The following is a 17,004-nucleotide window of genomic DNA, read 5'->3' as shown; positions in this document are numbered from 1 at the left end:
CCCCTAGGTGCTCTCGATCCTGACTGCCCGAAGCTCCGGTGTACCCGGTCCGTCGACGCCCTGGACGAGCAGCGTCAGCCCGGACCACCCCGGCGGGATCCACAGTACGTCCGGATCGCCGCCGGAGAACGCCGGCCGGTCACCGAGCCACACCCGGCCGAGGCACTCCCCGGACGCCCAGCCGGTGACCCGGACCTGGGCACCGTCCGGCCGGACCAGCAAACCATTCTCCAACGATGGAAGCTCCAGGTCGAGCCAGACCTCCTCGCCCGGTCGGAGCGTCAGCGGCAGCTGGAGCTCGGTGCCCTGTTCGCGGCGCAGCGCGAAGGCCGCCAGTAGTTCGTCGTCCTGGACGGAACAGGTCCAGCCGAGAACCGGACTCAGCGTGAGCAGTTCGGCGCGGAGACCGCCCGCGCTCGGGTCGTGCGGCAGCGTCACCGAGATCTCCTTGGTCCCGGCCGGCAGCAGCAGCCAAGGATCCTCGACGTGAACGGTCCGTGGCTCACCGTCTACAGTCACAGCGACCGGGGCGTGCACACCTTCCAGGTGCAGGGCGGTCGGCCCTTCGGTGTCGACCCGGCGCGTGTACGTGATCGGCGTACCGATCCGCGTGCTGCTCCAGCCGGTCAGGTTGCGGAGCGGAGCCGGGGCGCCGGCCCAATGACCGTCGACCGTCCAGAGCGCGGAGATGTCGCGCGTCGCGACGACGTTCCACACCGAGCCGAGGCCGCGCAGCGCACCGAGGCGCAGGGACGGCAGCCGTACGTCGTCGAAGTTCGCGTGCCCCCAGATCTCGACCGTGGCCTCGAGGACACCGTCGAGCCCGCGGACGTCGAGACGCTGCGTCGCGCCGAAGCCGGCCAGCGTGTGGACACGGCCGCCGATCGATAGGTTCACGATGTCGGACGCGCCCACGACGAGCAGTTCGTCCATGAGCTCGGTAGTCGTCGCGTACGTACCTCGTCCGCGGTACACGCCGAGCGCCTCCAGCGCCGGTGGTTCCTCGTGCGTGCCGGCCGGCGTCGACGGCGCTGCCGACGTACGACGCCGTACCTTCGCATCCAGGACGCCTGAGGCGTCCGGTTCGTCAACCTCCGGTGGTGGTTCCACGGTGACCACGACGCCTTCGACGATCCGCGACGACCCGACCGGGACCTCCTCCGTACTGTTGCCGATGACAACGGTCACGGGTACGGACGAGCAGAACAGCAACCCCTGCCGGGAGTCCATCAGATCGGCCGACGCGAGCCGGAGCATGGTCTCGCCGAGCGGCAGGTCGAGCAGCATCAGCGGACACGAGTCCGCCGCCACCGCGACCGATACACCCTCGACGATCGCCCGCCCGTCCTCCCGACCGAGATTCGGTACGGCGACCAACCGCCCGCCGCCGTCCAGGTCGAGCACCGAGTGCGACGAACTCGTCGGGAAGTCCGTGACCACGTCGATCGGCGCGCCGACGGTCGCCGCCGCCAACCGTGGTCCGAGGGCCAGTACGACCCACGACAGCACCTGCGCCTCGGCGTACTCCGGCCGCTCCACACCCATCGACGACACGTAGCCGCCGAAGTCGTAGCCGTGGCTCATGAAGTTGCCCGGGTGTCCCCAGTTCCCGCAGGACGGGGTGTAGCCGAAGTTCCAGCCCGAGGACTGCAGGTACGGCGCGATCAGCGAGGCGCCGCTGGCGAGCAGCCGCCGGAGCGTCCGGTGCCGCCGGTTCGTCTCGGTGACGAGCAGTGGGAGTCCGCGGTCCGCGAGCAGTTGCGCGTACCGCCGTACCTCCTCCTCGACGAACGGCGAGTCGTCGTCCGGGTAGAAGTTGCACGCCGGTACGACGCCGTCCACGTCGCCGGTGGCGCCGAACAGGTCGCCTTGCCCGGAGCAGGCGATCAGCGATACGTCGATGCCGTGGGCAACTGCTTGTTCACGCAACGCCGCAAGGTATCCAGGCCGTTCGGTGCAGTCGAAGAAGTCCAGTTCGTTCTCGAGCTGGACCATGATCACCGCACCGCCCGCACCGTGCCGTCGGGCGGCGAGGATCGGCAGCACCTGGTCGAACCACGCCGTCACCGCCGCGAGGAAGCGCGGCTCGTTCTGCCGCACTCGCAGGGACGGGTCCAGCCCGAGCCACGCGGGCAGTGCGCCCCCGTCCCACTCCGAGCAGATGTACGGTCCCGGCCGGGCGATCACGTGCAGCCCCACCTCGTACGCGAGATCGAGGAACGCGGCGACGTCCCGCCGGCCCTCGAACGACCAGCGGCCGGGGGAGAGCTCGTGGAAGTTCCACGGCACGTACACGTCCACGCAGGTGTAGCCGGACCGCCGTACCTGCTCGAGGCGCTCCCGCCACTGCTCGCGCGGCAACCGGAAGTAGAACAACGACGCGCACAGCACGACCTGCGGCGTGCCGTCGATCGTGATGCCACGTGCATCCAAAGACACTGTCACTTGACGCCTGCGCTTCCGCCGCTGATGTCCATCTCGTACAGGTACCGCTGACCCAGGTAGTACACCAGGATCATCGGCAGCGTGAGCAGGATCGACCCGACCATGACCAGGTTCCACGGTGGCGCCTGCAGCGCTTGCGACGTACTGGTGATGTACTGCACGCCCAGCGCCAACGGCATCTTCGACTCGTCGTTCAGGTAGATCAGCGGACCCATGAAGTCGCCCCAGGTCGCGGTCAGCGTGAAGATCCCGATCGCGATCAGTACCGGCGCGAGCATCGGCAGCATGATCCGCCGGTAGATGCCGAAGAAGCCCAGGCCGTCCACCATCGCGGCCTCGTCGATCTCGCTCGGCAGCCGGGACACGAACTGCCGGACCAGGAACACGTTGAACGCGTTCGAGAAGAAGTTCGGCACGATCAGCGGCAGGTACGTGTTCACCCAGCCGAGGTCCTTGAACAGGATGAACTGCGGGATCATCGTGATCTGGGACGGGATCATCATGGTCGCGATCACCACGATGAACAGGGCGTTCTTGCCCGGCGCGCGCAGTCGGGCGAACGCGTACCCGACGAGGCCGCTGGACAGCACCTGGCCCAGTACCGCTCCGGCCGAGATGATCACCGAGTTCAGCAGGAACCGCTGCATCGGCAGCTCGGTGCTGAACACCCGGGTGAAGTTCTCCCAGTGGAACTCGCGCGGCAGGATCGTGAAGGTGTTCGCGTTCACCGTCTGGTCGCTGGACAACGCGATCGACACCACGAACACCAGCGGTACGCACAGTACGGCGGACACCAGGATCAGCGTCGCGTAGCTGAACGGCGTCGCACGGAAGGCCCGCATCACTTCACCTCGGTTTCGTAGAACACCCAGCGGCGGGCGGTACGGAAGGCGAGCAGCGTGAAGCCCAGGATGACCAGGAACAGCAGCCACGAGATCGCCGAGGCGTAACCCATCTTGTAGAAGGAGAACGCCTGGTCGAACAGCAGCGGCACCATCGTCTGGCTGGCGTTGTTCGGGCCGCCCTTGGTCAGGATGTAGACCTGGGAGAACACCTGGAACGCGCCGATCAGCCCCATGATCAGGTTGAAGAAGATGATCGGGGTGAGCTGCGGAACCGTGATGCTCCAGAACTGCCGGATCCGGGAGGCGCCGTCCACCTCGGCCGCCTCGTACAGCTCCCGCGGGATGCCTTTCATCGCCGCGAGCAACAGTACGGTCGCGCCGCCGGCACCCCAGACGGACAGCAGGATCAGCGCCGGCTTCACCCAGACCGCCTCGAGCAACCACGACGGTCCGGGGATCCCGAACACGTTGAGTACGTCGTTCAGCGGTCCGGACGGCGCGAGCACCATCTTGAAGATCATCGCGGTGGCGACCAGCGGTACCAGCGTCGGCAGGTAGATCAGCGTCCGGAACACCTTGCGGACGCGAACCTGCTTGTTCAGCAGGTTCGCCAGCCACAGCCCGATCACCAGTCCGAGCGGTACCGAGATCGCCGCGTAGTAGAACGTGTTCCACAACGCCTTCCAGAACACCGGATCGTCGGTGAGCAGCCGGGTGTAGTTCTGCAGCCCGACCCACTTCGGCGGCGTGAAAGAGTCCCAGTCGGTCAGCGAGATGTAGATCGACGCGATCATCGGCCCGAGCAGGAAGACCAGGAAGCCGATGATCCACGGTGATGCGAACAGGTAGAACCAGAGCGCCTCGCGTCTACGCAGCCTCGACATCAGGCGGGCTTGACGATGGACTCGAGCTGCTTCTGGATCGCGGTCAAGGCGGTCCGGGCGTCCTGCTTGCCGAGCCAGAAGTCGGCCAGCCCGTCGTCGAACGCCTTCTGCATCTCGTTCCACTGCGGGATGAACGGCGCCCGGTAGACGAAGCCGCTGGACTCGCCGAACACGTTCATGTCGACCGGCTTGGTCATCCAGGACGGCTTCAGGAACGCGTCGCTCTTCTGTACGTCGAGGTTGGCCGGCACGTCCTGCCCGGTCGCGATGATCTGCTGCTGCGCGTCCGGTGAGGTGAGGAAGTCGATCGCCTTGAAGGCAGCGGCCGGGTTCTTCGCCGTCCGGGAGATGGCCAGGCCACTGCCGAACGCGGTCACCGCCTGCTGCTTGCCCTTCCACAGCGGCGCGATGTCCCACTCGATCTTCGACTTGGTCAGGCCGCCGATGCCCCAGAAGCCGGTGGTGTTCACCGCGACCTTGCCGTTCGCGAACGCCTGGTCGCCGCCGACGTCGGCGCCCATGTTCGCGTAGTCCTTCTGGGTCGGGACCACGCCGTGCTTGAAGACCAGGTCGCCGGCCCACTGCAGCGCCTCGATCACCTCGTCGGTGGCGACCGCGGGCTTGCCGCTGTCGTCGATGATCTTCCCGCCGTTCTGGTACACGAAGCTCCACCACTGCGCCCACCAGCCGGAGCCCGCGTAACCCCACTGCTTGCCCGGGATCGTCAGCTCCTTGAACGCGCTGAGCGCGTCGTCCCAGGTCCAGTCCGCGCTCGGGGCCTTGATGCCCTTCGCCGTGAACAGCGCCTTGTTGTAGAAGACGATCATCGCGCCGGAGCGGTCCGGGATCGCGTAGACCTTGTCCTGGTACGAGTACAGCTTGCCGATCGAGCCGAACCGCTTCTCCAGGTCGAGGCCGGCCTTGCTCGCCAGGTCGTCCAGCGGCTGGAGCTGGTTCTTGCTGGAGTACACGTTGACGCTCTCGGCGACCTGCATGATGTCCGGCCCCTTGCCGCCGGCGATCATCGTCTGCACCTTCTGCGCGTACCCGTCGTTCGGGATCAGCTGCAGGGTGATCTTCAGCTTCGGGTACTTCTGCGTGACCAGGTCGATCCGCTTCTGGTACGTCGTCTTGTCGTTCTCGCCGCCCCACACCGTCATCACCAGGTCGGCGGCTTCCGCATCGCCCGACGCCGTGGCGCTCTTGTTGTCCGCTCCGCAGGCCGTCAGCGTGATGACGCCGGCCGCCAGTCCCAGTCCGAGAAATCCACGTCGTCCCAGCCGTGTGTCCATCGTCATCGCGTGACCCTTCAGCATGTTGGGTCCTGAGGGTTTCTGTTCAACCCTGAGGATTTGGGTGGCGGTTAAACTAACCATTGGGATAACCCCTGACAAGACCTGGCCGGGCGAAAAGCCGAACCGTGACCCGCTGCGGGCGGGCGGATGTGCTCCGGATCATTGGCAACCGGGTGTTTTGCACCTGTACTGTTCAGCCGTGACCGAACCTGTGATCCTGGCTGACGTCGTCCGCAGCGACTTCGTCGAAGGCCACCACCGCGGCTCCGTCGTGGTGACCAACCCCGACGGGACCGTCGCCTGGTCCGTCGGCGTCACGGCCGAGCCGATGTTCCCCCGCTCGTCCAACAAGCCCATGCAGTCCCTGGGCATGCTCCGCAACGGCCTCCCGCTGGTCGACGAGCTGCTCGCCCTGTCCGGCGCGTCGCATTCGGGCGAGCAGTTCCACCTGGACGGCGTCCACGCGATCCTCGCGAAGGCCGGTCTCGACGAGTCGGCGTTGCGGACGCCGCCGGCGTACCCGGTGGACGAGACGGACTGGGACGCCTGGATCCGGGCCGGACGGACGCCGGAGCGCGTCGCGATGAACTGTTCGGGCAAGCACGCCGCGAAGATCCTGACCAGCACGCTGAACGGCTGGCCGATCCACGACCCGGCGACCGAGAACGACCCGCACGCGCAGTGGGGCAGCGACGACTACCGTTCGCCGAACCACCCGCTGCAGCGGGAGATCCGCACCGCGATCGAGGACTCGGCCGGCGAGAAGGTGTCGTACGTCGCGGTCGACGGCTGCGGCGCACCGATCTTCGCGCTCAGCCTGGCCGGGCTGGCGCGGTCCTTCGGGTTGTTCGCCGCCGCGGCTCCGGACACGTACGAGGGCCAGGTCGCGAAGGCGTTCCGCGAGTTCCCGGAGTACGCGAGCGGGAGCAAGCGGGACGAGGCCGAGCTGATCCGTGGCGTTCCCGGCCTGTTCTGCAAGGTCGGCGCGGAGGGTGTGTACGCCGCCGGGCTCGCGGACGGCCGCGGGATCGCGATGAAGATCGAGGACGGCGACGGCGTCAAGCGGGCCCGCCAGGTCGTGATGGCCGCGACCCTGCGCCGGCTCGGTGTCGACGAGCCCGTGATCGAGAAGCACATCGCGCTACCGGTCCTGGGCGGCGGTGTCCAGGTCGGCTCGATCCGCCCGTCCGCACTCCTCGCCTGAACCGTCCCGTTTTCCGGACACGAACCGTGACAGGTAGGATGTAGGGGCTGCGCCCTGTGTCGAGTGGCACGTGAAACCAGCCGTAGCCACCGCCTAACACTTCCGATGACTTTGGAGCGCTCCTTCATGCCTGTCCGTAACGACCTGCGCAACGTCGCGATCGTGGCCCACGTCGACCACGGGAAGACCACCCTCGTGGACGCGATGCTGTGGCAGTCCGGCGCCTTCGGTGCGCACCAGCACGTGGACGAGCGGGCGATGGACTCCGGCGACCTGGAACGTGAGAAGGGCATCACGATCCTCGCCAAGAACACCGCCGTCCGGCACAAGATGGCCAACGGCGAGCAGGTGACGATCAACATCATCGACACCCCCGGCCACGCCGACTTCGGTGGTGAGGTCGAGCGCGGGCTGTCGATGGTGGACGCGATCGTGCTGCTGGTGGACGCCTCCGAGGGGCCGCTGCCGCAGACCCGGTTCGTGCTCCGCAAGGCGCTGGCCCGCAAGATGCCGGTGATCCTCGTGGTGAACAAGGTGGACCGTACCGACGCCCGGATCGCCGAGGTCGTCGACGAGACGTACGAGCTGTTCCTGGACCTGCTCGACCACGACGCCGACCAGAGCGCGCTGGACTTCCCGGTGGTGTACGCGTCGGCCCGGGCCGGCCGCGCCTCGCTGAACCAGCCGGCCGACGGCGGCCTGCCGGACTCCGAGGACCTCGAGCCGCTGTTCGAGACGATCCTGGCGAACGTGCCGGCTCCGGAGTACGTCGAGGACGCGCCGCTGCAGGCGCACGTGACGAACCTGGACGCCTCGCCGTTCCTCGGCCGGCTCGCGCTGGTCCGCGTGCACGAAGGCACGCTGAAGAAGGGCTCGCAGGTCGCGTGGTGCAAGCACGACGGCTCGATCGAGCGGGTGAAGATCACCGAGCTGCTGGTCACGGAGGCGCTCGAGCGGGTGCCGGGTGACTCGGCCGGCCCGGGTGACATCGTCGCGATCGCGGGCATCCCGGAGATCATGATCGGCGACACCCTCGCCGACGCCGAGAACCCGAAGCCGCTGCCGCTGATCACCGTGGACGAGCCGGCCATCTCGATGACGATCGGTACCAACACGTCCCCGCTGGCCGGCCGCCAGAAGGGCACCAAGGTGACCGCCCGCCTGGTCAAGGACCGGCTCGACAAGGAGTTGGTCGGCAACGTGTCGATCAAGGTGCTGCCGACCGAGCGTCCGGACGCGTGGGAGGTGCAGGGCCGTGGCGAGCTGGCGCTGGCGATCCTGGTCGAACAGATGCGCCGCGAGGGCTACGAATTGACCGTCGGCAAGCCGCAGGTGGTCACCCGGGAGATCGACGGCAAGCGGCACGAGCCGGTCGAGCGGCTGACCATCGACTGCCCCGAGGAGTACCTGGGCACCGTCACGCAGCTGCTCGCGGTCCGCAAGGGCCGGATGGAGCAGATGACCAACCACGGCACCGGCTGGGTGCGGATGGAGTTCCTGGTCCCGGCCCGCGGACTGATCGGCTTCCGGACCGAGTTCCTCACCGACACCCGGGGTACCGGGATCGCGCACCACGTGTTCGAGGGGTACGAGCCGTGGTTCGGCGAGCTGCGCACGCGCCCGAGCGGTTCGCTGGTCGCGGACCGGGCCGGCGCGGCCACGTCGTACGCGATGATCAACCTGCAGGAGCGCGGCACGCTGTTCGTCGAGCCGACCACCGAGGTGTACGAGGGCATGATCGTCGGCGAGAACTCGCGGTCGGACGACATGGACGTCAACATCACCAAGGAAAAGAAGATGACCAACGTCCGGTCGTCGACGGCGGACGAGTTCGAGAAGCTCGTCCCGGCCCGGAAGCTGTCGCTGGAGCAGTCGCTGGAGTTCTGCCGCGAGGACGAGTGCGTCGAGGTGACGCCGGACGCGATCCGGATGCGGAAGGTCGCGCTGACCCAGATCGAGCGCGCCAAGCTGGGCCGCAAGACCAAGAGCTGAGACGCCCAGGACACGAACCGGAAACGGTCGGTCACGGGATGCGGCAGAGGTCCATCCGGGTGTGATACACCATTCCTCGGCCGATGGTGGGGTCGGCCGGGGGAAAGAAAGTTTTGATTTGTTACCAACCAGACGTGAGGCAGCGACGTCTGTCTTGTGGAAGCACTCTTTGGGGGAAGGACAAGGGAATCATGAGCATTCTGCGTAAGCTCGGCGCGACTCTGACGGCCGCCGCGTTCGTGGGTGTCGGGGCACTGTCTGCGGCCACCACGGCCGACGCGGCGCCCCAGATCGTGAAGTCGGCGCAGAACTCGGTCACCGCGCTGCCGCCGTCGGGCCAGGTGCCCACCGCAGCGATGACCACCGCGGCGTCGACCCGCGCCACGATGGCGAAGTACCGGCTGGACAGCCGTTGTATGACGAAGGGCCGGGTGCTGTGCATCAACAAGGCCACCCGGAAGCTGGTCTACCTGGTGAACGGCAAGCCGATCCAGGTCGTGGACGTCCGGTTCGGTGCGGTGAAGACCCCGACGCGGAACGGCGTCTTCAAGGTCTACCGCAAGGACAAGAACCACGTGTCCACGCTGTACCACTCGAAGATGCCGTACGCGATGTTCTTCAGCGGCGGCCAGGCGGTGCACTACTCGTCCGACTTCCGCGCCCGCGGCTACAACGGCGCGTCGCACGGCTGCGTGAACGTTCGCGACAAGAAGAAGATCGCGTGGATGTTCGCCCGCGTGCACGTCGGCGACAAGGTCGTCGTCTACAAGAAGTGAGCTGACACACCAGCACAGCGGCCGGGGAGCTACTCCCCGGCCGCTGTCGCGTTCCGGAACGCCTTGTACAGCCTGGGCTCCACCAGACAGAACGTTGCCTTGAGCACCTTCGTCGGCGTCCGGCGGAGGGTTTGTACGGCGATGTCAGCCGCGGACTGCGCCGGCCATCCGTAGATCCCGGCCGACACCGCGGGGAACGTCATCGTGGCGCAACCGAGTTCGTCCGCGATCCGCAAGGCGTTGCGGTAGCAGGACTCGAGCAGCGCCGGATCCCGCTGGCCCGCGGTGTAGTTCGGCCCGACGACGTGGATCACGTACGACGCCGGCAGCGCGCCCGCGGTCGTCCACACCGCCGTACCGGTCGGAGTGCCGTTCGGGTACCGCTCGACGAGCTCGTCGAGGATCTCGGGACCACCGGCCCGATGGATCGCCCCGTCCACGCCACCACCGCCGCGGAGTGCGTGATGGGCCGCGTTCACGATCGCGTCCGTGGGTACCGTAGTGATGTCGGCGGTGCTCAGAACGATTTCCATGAACGGTTCCTCCGCTACCCTGAGGATCAAAGGGGGTCCGATGCGCGGGCTGTTGGTTCGGAAGTTCGTCTCGACGATAGCTGCCGGTGCTGCGATTGCGGCACTGCTGAGTGCCGGATCGCCGGCGAACGCGACCACCGCCGACGTGCGCGCGACGCCGTTCGAGATCAGTGGTGAGCTGCCGATCTACCCCAAGGCCCTGTACAAGAACGGTTCCAGCGGTGCGAGCGTCCGCAAGGTCGAGGCGCGGCTCGTGCAGCTGAAGTTGCTCGAGAAGCGCTACCAGGACGACAACTTCGGGACCATGACCCGGTCCGCGGTGAAGAAGTTCCAGAAGTCGAAGGGCATTCCCCCGCTCGGGTACGTCGACCAGAACACGCTGGACCAGCTGGTCAAGGTGACCCACGAGCCGACGCAGACCGAGCTGTACCCGCCGGCGCCGGTGGTCGACGGCAAGAAGCTCGACCCGCGCTGCGCGACCGGTGTGGCGCTGTGCATCGACAAGACGACCCGCAAGCTGCGGTACGTCGTCGACGGCGTCGTGAAGATGCAGATGGACGTACGGTTCGGCGCGGTGAAGACTGCGACCCGCGAGGGCAGCTTCACGGTGGGCTGGAAGAGCCGCAACCATGTCTCGAAGCTGTACGACTCGAAGATGCCGTACGCGATGTTCTTCAGCGGCGGCCAGGCGGTGCACTACTCGTCGGACTTCGCCGCCCGCGGCTACAACGGCGCATCCCACGGCTGCGTGAACGTCCGAGACCTCGCCAAAATCAAAATCCTCTTCGACGAAGTCCACGTCGGCGACAAGGTAATCGTCTACCGCTCGTAATCACCAGACGCACCGAGAACAGCGGCTAGGTGCTGCGCCGGGGGGCCTGTCGACGGCGACCAACTGCGGCGGCGCTTGCGGGTCGTCCTGCCCGGTTCGGTGAGGTGGCTGGGAAACAAACTGTCGCCACGGCGACCCTTGTTTCCCAGCTGACCTAACTTCGGAAGAGCTGTCAGCTGTTGGAGCACTCAGAGGGGGCGGGGGCCTCGGCGGCGGCGGAGGGCGCCCCAGCCGCCGCGGCCGCGGCCGGTGGCGGCGCGCAGGGCCGGGCGGGCGTCGACCAGGTAGACGGCCGACGCGACGATGCCGATCAGGCCGAAGAAGCTCAACCAGCCCTGGAACACCTGGCTCAGCGCGAACACGGCCAGGATCAGCACCCAGCCGGGCTTGGTCAGCTTGTCGGCGGCGATGAACACGGCCCGTGGCCGGACCAGCGCGTCGGCGAGGGCGACCAGCTTGATGGCCATCAGGACCCACCAGATCACCGACAGCGGATCTGCGAATCCGGGGATCAGGCTTTGCCAGATGCTCATGCTACGAGCCTAACCGACAGCCGGGCGGCCCACCTCTGCTCAGCAGCAGCTGCGGACCGCCCGGCGTCAGGATTCACCGCGAAGTGGGTGAATCGTCACACTCAGTTGTGATTCAGTCGCCGACCTTGTCGGCCGCGGACTCGGCAGCCTTGGCGGCGGCCTTCGCGGTCTTGCGGGCGCTGGTCGCGGTCGCCTTCACGTTGCGGGACGCGGTCTGCGCGGTCTTCTTGACCGTGGTGCGGGTCGCCTTGGCCTTGCTCACCGTCGTCTTGGCGGCGGTCTCCAGGTCCTCGGTGGCCTGCTGGTGGCGGATCCGCTCGACCAGGTCCTTGCCGCGGCCGGCCAGGTCCTCGTACGTCTCCTCGGCCTGTCCGAGGACGACGGTCAGACCGGCCTGCGCGGTCTTCGGCAGCTCACGGAGCTTCGCCGGGGCGGTCCGGGCGTCGGCGACGATCGCCTCGAAGCGCTTGGTCAGTTCGGCCTGGGCCTTGGCGAGCTCGGACTGTGCCTTGGTGAGCTCGGTCTGCAGGGTCTTCTGGTCGAGCTTGGCGAACCGCGCGGTCACGTCGACGCCGACGGCGCGGACCTTCTCGACCGCGAGGTCGCCGGCGCCGGCGATCGCGTAGAACGGGGTAACGGGCGTACGGGTAGCCATCAGGCTGCTCCTCGGGGTTTCGTCTCAGTCAGCAGGTGGGGTGTTCTCGCGGACGAACGACGCGTACACGTCCAGCAGCACACGCTTCTGCCGCTCGTTCAACGCCGGGTCGAGCAGGACGGCGTCGACCACACCGGAGGGCTGCTTGCCCTCCTGGCTCTCGTCCGGATCGAGAATGCCGGCCCGTACGTACAGGGTCTCCGCGGAGATCCGCAACGCCTTCGCGAGCTGCTGCAGCACTTCGGCCGACGGTTTCCGCAGGCCGCGCTCGATCTGGCTGAGGTACGGGTTCGACACTCCGGCCAGATCGGACAACTGCCGCAGCGACAACTGCGCGTGCCGCCGCTGCTCGGCGAGGTACTCCCCGAGGGAGCCCACCGCCCCAGCCGCCCGATCACTCAACTTGGCCATGTACCCAGTGTGCTAGCAACCTGCTTGCAATTGCAAGCAGGCCGGTGGTGAGCCCGCTCACTGCGGCGCATCGGGTAAAAAGCTGACAGGTGGTGTGCTGCATGAAGCTGAAGAGCTCGCAGGCGCTGTTCAGCGTCGAGTGTGAAGAGCTGCCAGGTACCGGCGCACTGAGGCCGGAAGAGCTGACAAGTGGGGACCCGCCTGAAGGGCAGCTGTAGTGCCTGGGCGGAGAGTCCGTGTCGCGCTCGCGGGAGGACCTGCAGCCGCCATCACCTCATGGTCTGTTGCATCCGTCAGCACGTCCCGACTGATGCGGCACAGCACCTGTCAGCTCTTCCCGACCCGGTTTCGGCGCCGCACTTGTCAGCTCTTCCCGACCGGGGCGGCGCAGCACTTGTCAGCTTTCTCACCTGAGGTGGTGCAGCACCTGTCAGCTCTTCCCGAGTGAGTCGGCGCCGCACCTGTCAGCTCTTCCCGGCCGGGGCGGCGCAGCACCTGTCAGCTTTCACCGGATGTGGTGCAGCACCTGTCAGCTGTACTGAGGCTGGATCTACTGCTCGCGGTGGACCTTGTGTTGGGCGGCCTGGGCTCGGGGGCGGACTGTGATGCGGTCGATGTTCACGTGGGCGGGGCGGGTGGCGATCCAGGCGACGATGTCGGCGACGTCGTCGGACGTAAGCGGCTCGCGGACGCCGGCGTACACGGCGTCGGCCTTGGACTGGTCGCCGTTGAAGCGGGTCAGCGCGAATCCCTCGCTCTGGACCATGCCCGGGGCGATCTCGGTGACTCGGACCGGCTGGTCGTACAGCTCCAGGCGGAGCGTGTCCACCACGGCCTTCGCACCGTGCTTCGCGGCGACGTACCCGCCACCACCCTCGTACGCGACCTGGCCGGCTGTGGACCCCATCACGATGATCGTGCCGCGACCGGCGATAAGGGCCGGGAGCAACGATTTCGTGACCGCGGCGACCGCGATCACATTCACCTCGAACATCCGCCGCCAGGCGTCCAGGTCCGCCTCGGCCACCGGTTCGAGCCCGAACGCACCGCCGGCGTTGTTCACCAGTACCTGCAGTTCGCCGCCGACGGCCGCGGTCAGCGCGGCGACGTCCTCCGCGGACGTCACGTCGCACTGCACCGCGCGGCCGTCGATCTCCTTGGCCAGTGCCTCGATCCGGTCCAGCCGCCGCGCGGCGCAGATCACCTCGAAGCCCTCCCGGGCGAGGTACCGCGCCGACGCGGCCCCGATCCCACTGCTAGCACCGGTCACCACCGCAAGAGGACGAGTCATACCCCAAGCTTCTCAAACGCCTTCGCCGGCTCGACGGGCCGTCTCACCGGCCGTCGGGCGGCCGCGACGACCGCGGCCAGTGCGACCAGGCTCACGGCCATGAACCCACCGAACATTCCGAGGGTTTGTCCGTCCGGGTGGATCAGCGACTGGCCACGGAACGCTTGCACCGCAACGGTCGTCATCACACCGGCGTACGCGAACGCAGCCAAGCCGACGAGCCGCGCCCGTACCCGCTCCGGCCGCAGCCAGGTCGTCCGGCGGCCGAGGAGGTGCAGCGCGAGCAGGACGAGCAGCAGGAAGTGGATCGCGTGCAGGCCGACGAAGTGCGGGATCCGCAGGTCGCCGCCGACGGTGCTCCAGTGCGTCAACGGCATCCCCGGACCGCCCGCCTCGACGCCGATCCCGTGGCTGCCGGCCAGCGTCACCGGATGGCCGTACGCGTCGGTGACCTCCGTACGGTGCCCGTTCGCCCCGACCAGGTAGAACGCGATCGCCATCCCGGCCACTGCGAGCCCGAGGCCGACCCGGATCGCGCGGTTCAGCGGTGCGTCGCCGACCTTCTGGAACAGCAGCATGATCGCGACCACGAGGCTCGCGCCGAACAGCCCGAGTACGCCGGACATGAACACCTGCTGCCCGACCTGGTTGAACGTGTCGGTGTTCGCGTTGAAGTGGCTGAACGTACCGCGTGCGGCCTGTACGGCGATGAAGCCGACGTCGACCAGCCCGGTGATCGCGAAGACGGTCCCGGTCCACCAGCCGAAGCGTTTCGCCTTGCGGAGCTTGGAAAGCAGCCAGGCGAGCGTCCCGCCGTACAGGACGAACGAGATGCCGAACTTGAACGGCTTGAGCCAGACGGACTCGTTGAGGATCTCGCGGTGGTCGACCAGTTGGCCGACGCCGGAGGTCAGGACCAGGCCGGCCATGACGAGCACCATCAGCATCAACGGGCGATGCCAGGACTTGACTGCTTCGAGGGCTGTACGCATGGCTCAATGGTTTCGGCGGACGGGCGTGACCGCAGTGGTGCGAATCCGCCAACCGGGGTGGAGTTAGACCCACCTTGGGGGAGACTGCGGGACATGATCGCGTTGCGGGCGGAGCGAATCTTCGACGGTGAACGGATCGTCGACGAGAACCTGGTACTGGTGGACAACGGCAAGATCGTCGCTCTGGTGCGGGAGGGTGCGGCGGGCGGGGACGCGTCCGGGGGCAGTGGGCTGCCGGCGGGCGGGGCGGGCCGGGACGCGTCGGCGGGTGGTGGGCTGCCGGCGGGTGGGGTGGACCGGGATGCGTCGGCGGGTGGTGGGCGGCCAGCGGGTGGTGGGCTGCCGGCCGGTGGGGCGGGCGGGGATGCGTCGGCGGGTGGTGGGCGGCCAGCGGGTGGTGGGGTGCCGACAGTTGGTGGGGTGCCGGTGGGGGTGGAGGTGCGGGAGTTCGTGGGGTGCACGATTCTTCCTGGGCTGGTGGATGGTCATGTTCATCTCACGGCCGATGCCGGGCCCGGCGCCCTGGACCGGCTGGCGAACTTGCGGATTGCTGCGCAGACCGCCGGGCTCGCGGCCACCCGGCGTGCGTTGGCAGCGACGATCGAGCAGTCGCTCCGGGTGCATCTCGCCGCGGGCGTCACCACGGTCCGGGATCTCGGCGACCCGTACGACGCCGTCCTGAAGTGGCGCCCGCAGGCTCCCTCCGGGCTTCCGACGGTGGTCGCCTCAGGCGCGCCGCTCACCAGCGTCGGCGGCCACTGTCGCGGCTTCGGCGGCGAGGTTTCCGGCATCGACGAGATCCGCGCCGCGGTCCGGGAACGGGCCGCGAACGGCGCCGATGTCATCAAGATCATGGCCAGCGGCGGGGCGATGACCGCGGGCTCCGACACGATGAGCCCGCAGTTCAGCCCGGCGGAACTAGCCGCGGCGACGGACGAGGCACACGCAGTCGGTCTTCCGATCACGGCGCACGCACACGCGGCGTCTGCCGTACGTCAGGCGATCGACGCCGGCGTCGACGGGATCGAGCACTGCACGTGCCTGACCCCGGACGGCGTGGTCATCGACGACGAGCTGGTCGCACGGCTCGTAGGTGTTGTCGTGTGCGGGACGCTCGGCTCGGACCGTTCGATCGTCGTACCGCCGCACATCCTGAAGATGGTCGCGAAGGCGGGGCTGACCGAGGCCGCGCTCCAGCAAGCGGTACGCCGGCTGTACGACGGCGGCGTCCGGATCGTCGCCGGTTCGGACGGTGGGATCGGCCCGGCGAAACCGCACGGGCTGCTGCCCGCGACGCTCGCCGAGTACGTCGAGGCCGGGATCCCCGCGACCGCGGCGTTGATCGCGGGTACGTCGGCGGCCGCGGACGCGCTGCGGGTGCCGAAGGGCCGGATCCGTCCCGGCGCGGACGCGGACCTGCTCGTCGTACCGGGGGATCCGACCGCGGACATCACGGTGTTGGCCAACCCAACGAACGTGTATCTCGCCGGCGTCAGGCTTGCCGGGTCGGCAGCGCAATGATCTGACGAAGGTTCAGCTCCCGCCGGCGGCTGACCGCGAACGTGACCACGTCGGCGATGTCGTCGGCGTGCAACGGGCCGATCTGCTCGTTCATCGACGCGATCAACTGCTGCCCGGCGTCGTCCAGGTGGCCGGCGAGTTCGGTGTCGGTCAGTCCAGGCTCGACGTTCGTGACGCGGACGTCGTACGGCGACAGGTCTGCGCGGAGCGCCGCCGACAACTGGGTGAGCGCGGCCTTCGTCGCGCCGTACACGGCGTACCCGGGGAAGATCGCGTGCGCGCCGATGGAGGAGATGTTCACCAGGTCGGCAGTCCGTCCCTCGCCGGCCGCCTTGATCAGGTCGGGCGTGAACGCGTGGATCAGCCGCAGTACGCCGGTCACGTTGGTGTCGATCATCCGGGTCCAGTCGTCCAGCCGTCCGTCGGCGATCGGCGCCGCCAGCATCACGCCGGCCGCGTTCACCACCAGGTCGACGGTCTCGAGCCGCTCGTGGATCTTCGCCACACCGGCGTCCACGGACTGCTGCCGCGTGACGTCGATGCCGACACCGAACGTACGGTCGCCGAGCTTGCCGGCCAGGTCGTCGAGGCGGTCCTGCCGCCGGGCGACCAGCCCGACCGAGGCGCCGGCCGCGGCCAGTTGGGTCGCGATCGCGGCGCCGATCCCGCTGGCGGCGCCGGTGACTACTGCGTTGCGAATGCTCAAGTTGGTCATGGCACCGATCCTGAGGTGGTCGCGACGGCTTACCCAGGTGTCTGCTGAGCCTGGTCCTGGCAGGACCAGGTTGGCGATCC

The 17,004-nt window shown here is 68.0% G+C and carries 16 protein-coding genes; 5 read left to right on the top strand and 11 right to left on the bottom strand.

Annotation, left to right across the window (positions count from 1 at the left end; all coding sequences use genetic code 11):
* Positions 1-3 precede the first annotated feature (3 nt).
* Genes ACFYRU_RS38465 through ACFYRU_RS38450 form a run of 4 tightly spaced genes read right to left on the bottom strand, consistent with a single transcriptional unit; the run spans position 4 to position 5,472 of the window.
* The gene (locus tag ACFYRU_RS38465) at positions 4-2,445 is read right to left on the bottom strand and encodes a beta-galactosidase (RefSeq protein WP_387668615.1); all 2,442 of its coding nucleotides are present in this window, start codon (positions 2,443-2,445) and stop codon (positions 4-6) included.
* Entirely contained in the window at positions 2,442-3,287 is an 846-nt protein-coding gene (locus ACFYRU_RS38460) for a carbohydrate ABC transporter permease (RefSeq protein ID WP_387668613.1), read from the bottom strand. Before ACFYRU_RS38460 ends, ACFYRU_RS38465 begins: the two co-directional genes overlap by 4 nt.
* On the bottom strand, positions 3,287-4,174 hold the full coding sequence (locus ACFYRU_RS38455; protein WP_387668610.1) for a carbohydrate ABC transporter permease: 888 nt from the start codon (positions 4,172-4,174) through the stop codon (positions 3,287-3,289). The genes ACFYRU_RS38460 and ACFYRU_RS38455 overlap by 1 nt, the downstream gene beginning before the upstream one ends.
* Positions 4,174-5,472 (bottom strand): ABC transporter substrate-binding protein, encoded by a 1,299-nt coding sequence (locus ACFYRU_RS38450; protein ID WP_387668608.1) that lies wholly within the window; start codon positions 5,470-5,472, stop codon positions 4,174-4,176. The genes ACFYRU_RS38455 and ACFYRU_RS38450 overlap by 1 nt, the downstream gene beginning before the upstream one ends.
* 196 nt (positions 5,473-5,668) lie before the next feature.
* Here ACFYRU_RS38450 and ACFYRU_RS38445 point away from each other — a divergent pair, with 196 nt between their 5' ends.
* The 3 genes from ACFYRU_RS38445 to ACFYRU_RS38435 all read left to right on the top strand — a co-directional run bounded on the left by ACFYRU_RS38445 (position 5,669) and on the right by ACFYRU_RS38435 (position 9,441).
* The gene (locus tag ACFYRU_RS38445) at positions 5,669-6,673 is read left to right on the top strand and encodes an asparaginase (RefSeq protein WP_387668606.1); all 1,005 of its coding nucleotides are present in this window, start codon (positions 5,669-5,671) and stop codon (positions 6,671-6,673) included.
* Between the two features lie 126 nt (positions 6,674-6,799).
* Positions 6,800-8,665, top strand: a complete 1,866-nt coding sequence (gene typA, locus ACFYRU_RS38440; RefSeq protein ID WP_387668603.1) for a translational GTPase TypA — start codon at positions 6,800-6,802, stop codon at positions 8,663-8,665.
* A gap of 191 nt (positions 8,666-8,856) precedes the next feature.
* Positions 8,857-9,441 carry a L,D-transpeptidase gene (locus tag ACFYRU_RS38435; RefSeq protein ID WP_387668601.1) on the top strand — a complete coding sequence of 195 codons (585 nt, stop codon included), beginning with the start codon at positions 8,857-8,859 and terminating at the stop codon, positions 9,439-9,441.
* 29 nt (positions 9,442-9,470) lie between these two features.
* Here ACFYRU_RS38435 and ACFYRU_RS38430 read toward each other — a convergent pair whose 3' ends face one another.
* The gene (locus tag ACFYRU_RS38430) at positions 9,471-9,974 is read right to left on the bottom strand and encodes an O-acetyl-ADP-ribose deacetylase (RefSeq protein ID WP_387668598.1); all 504 of its coding nucleotides are present in this window, start codon (positions 9,972-9,974) and stop codon (positions 9,471-9,473) included.
* Positions 9,975-10,014: 40 nt separating this feature from the next.
* Here ACFYRU_RS38430 and ACFYRU_RS38425 point away from each other — a divergent pair, with 40 nt between their 5' ends.
* Positions 10,015-10,806, top strand: a complete 792-nt coding sequence (locus ACFYRU_RS38425) for a L,D-transpeptidase family protein (protein WP_387668596.1) — start codon at positions 10,015-10,017, stop codon at positions 10,804-10,806.
* 188 nt (positions 10,807-10,994) lie between these two features.
* On the opposite strand, the gene ACFYRU_RS38420 is transcribed toward ACFYRU_RS38425, so the two are convergent.
* From ACFYRU_RS38420 to ACFYRU_RS38400, 5 genes are all read right to left on the bottom strand, one after another.
* Complete coding sequence (locus ACFYRU_RS38420) at positions 10,995-11,339, bottom strand: DUF2516 family protein (RefSeq protein WP_387668594.1); 345 nt, start codon at positions 11,337-11,339, stop codon at positions 10,995-10,997.
* Between the two features lie 112 nt (positions 11,340-11,451).
* Positions 11,452-11,994 carry a hypothetical protein gene (locus ACFYRU_RS38415; RefSeq protein ID WP_387668592.1) on the bottom strand — a complete coding sequence of 181 codons (543 nt, stop codon included), beginning with the start codon at positions 11,992-11,994 and terminating at the stop codon, positions 11,452-11,454.
* Between the two features lie 24 nt (positions 11,995-12,018).
* Positions 12,019-12,405 carry a helix-turn-helix domain-containing protein gene (locus ACFYRU_RS38410; protein ID WP_387668589.1) on the bottom strand — a complete coding sequence of 129 codons (387 nt, stop codon included), beginning with the start codon at positions 12,403-12,405 and terminating at the stop codon, positions 12,019-12,021.
* 550 nt (positions 12,406-12,955) lie between these two features.
* A complete protein-coding gene (locus tag ACFYRU_RS38405; RefSeq protein WP_387668587.1) occupies positions 12,956-13,696 on the bottom strand; it encodes an SDR family NAD(P)-dependent oxidoreductase in 741 nt (246 codons plus the stop codon).
* Positions 13,693-14,688, bottom strand: coding sequence for a hypothetical protein (locus ACFYRU_RS38400; protein WP_387668584.1), 996 nt, complete (start codon positions 14,686-14,688; stop codon positions 13,693-13,695). Before ACFYRU_RS38400 ends, ACFYRU_RS38405 begins: the two co-directional genes overlap by 4 nt.
* A gap of 93 nt (positions 14,689-14,781) precedes the next feature.
* Between ACFYRU_RS38400 and ACFYRU_RS38395 the strand changes: the two genes are divergently transcribed.
* Entirely contained in the window at positions 14,782-16,209 is a 1,428-nt protein-coding gene (locus ACFYRU_RS38395; RefSeq protein WP_387668582.1) for an amidohydrolase family protein, read from the top strand.
* On the opposite strand, the gene ACFYRU_RS38390 is transcribed toward ACFYRU_RS38395, so the two are convergent.
* Complete coding sequence (locus tag ACFYRU_RS38390; RefSeq protein WP_387668579.1) at positions 16,181-16,924, bottom strand: SDR family oxidoreductase; 744 nt, start codon at positions 16,922-16,924, stop codon at positions 16,181-16,183. The two genes, ACFYRU_RS38395 and ACFYRU_RS38390, sit on opposite strands and share 29 nt — an antisense overlap.
* Positions 16,925-17,004 lie beyond the last annotated feature (80 nt).

The organism is Kribbella sp. NPDC004536, from assembly GCF_042873835.1.
Taxonomy (GTDB): Bacteria; Actinomycetota; Actinomycetes; order Propionibacteriales; family Kribbellaceae; genus Kribbella.
Note: the sequence above shows the minus strand (reverse complement) of the source record. Positions and strands in the feature narration are given on the sequence as shown.